Origin of the sequence: Okeania sp. SIO2B9, assembly GCF_010672505.1 — a bacterium.
Taxonomy (GTDB): domain Bacteria; phylum Cyanobacteriota; class Cyanobacteriia; order Cyanobacteriales; family Microcoleaceae; genus Okeania; species Okeania hirsuta.
The window spans coordinates 1-1305 of record NZ_JAAHGK010001679.1 but is presented as its reverse complement, the minus strand read 5'-3'; the positions used below and the strand labels follow the sequence as shown (position 1 = coordinate 1305).

2 protein-coding genes are annotated in these 1305 nt (G+C 31.0%); both read left to right on the top strand.

Features of this window, described 5'->3' with window-relative positions; all coding sequences use genetic code 11:
- The first annotated feature begins 95 nt into the window (after positions 1-95).
- Positions 96-710 (top strand): GUN4 domain-containing protein, encoded by a 615-nt coding sequence (locus tag F6K13_RS33645; RefSeq protein ID WP_124144195.1) that lies wholly within the window; start codon positions 96-98, stop codon positions 708-710.
- 115 nt (positions 711-825) lie between these two features.
- Positions 826-1080, top strand: coding sequence for a hypothetical protein (locus F6K13_RS33640; RefSeq protein ID WP_240038867.1), 255 nt, complete (start codon positions 826-828; stop codon positions 1078-1080).
- Positions 1081-1305 lie beyond the last annotated feature (225 nt).

The window sequence follows — 1305 nt, the reverse complement described above, 5'->3', positions numbered from 1 at the left end:
CAGAGGAAATAGTAGATTTATTTATCTCTTTATATTCTATTTCGTTAGACATAATTACTCCAAAAATTTTGCTCTAAACTATTTTTTTAGTAATTATGTCTAACGAAATAGAATATAAAGAGATAAATAAATCTACTATTTCCTCTGATGAATCTTTCTCATCACAACAAAATTCAAGAGAGTTAGAATTATCAGAAAGAGTGGCTCGACTAGAAGAAAAATTAGACCAAGCACTAATGTTAATTTCTGATATTTACCGCTATGGCAAATTGAGAGATTTACTATCCGCAGGAAAATGGAAAGAAGCAGACCAAGAAACTGCAAAAGTCATGTTAGAAATATCTGGTCAAACTGACAAAGAAAAACTGACTCCTGATGATGTTATCAAATTTCCATGTAGCGTAATAAATTTAATAGATCAGCTCTGGACGAATTATAGTAAAGGTCATTTTGGCTTTAGTATACAAAAGAAAATTTATGAAAGTATGGGAGGAACTTATGATATTTCTAATATAGATATGAAACTTTTGAATAAGACTTGTGAACGACTGGGATTGCAGTTAAACAATAAATGGATACCTTATGAAAACCTTAATTTTAGTCTAGAAGCACCTAAAGGTTGTTTTCCTGTTGCTTGGTGGGATTCTCCTTATGGGGCTAAACTAGCAGTATACTTTTTAGCTCGCCTTAATTCCTGTAAAATTAATTGAATTTTTATGAATTTTTTTACTGTTAATAGTTGAAAAATAGTCAAAATTATGCTAGAAAAAAATTATATATACAAATTAATTTTATTTTAATTTCAATTATGGGGGTTAGTTAGTAATGGAAGAAAAAACAATTAATTTAAAGCTAGTAATATTTTCTGGCTTGATGATGGCTGTAATTGGCTCAGTAATTGGATTAGCTGCTGCAGAGATGAGTAAAAGTCGTTATCAATGTTGTAATTTTACAAGAATAGATAAAGGTTATAGCAGTGCAAAAGCACCTCGTGCTTATGCAACAATAGGTGCAATTATGGGATTTGTTATAGGGTCAATTCAAGAAACTGTAAGATCTCTGAAACCAGAAGATGAATAGTAAGCATTTCCTCCGGAATGCTGCGCAAACAGCTATCAGCTTTATTACCTTTAGTGAACAACTAAAACTCGTCGTTCTTGTGCTTCAATTCTCTGGTTAAAAATGTAGTAGAGCTTAAGCGAATGCTTGCTTGATTCATTAAAAATATCAGAGCTAACTGCTAATAGCTAAATGCTGAGGATGAGCAAGATTAAATACTTCAAGATATTGACTTTTTTAATCTTA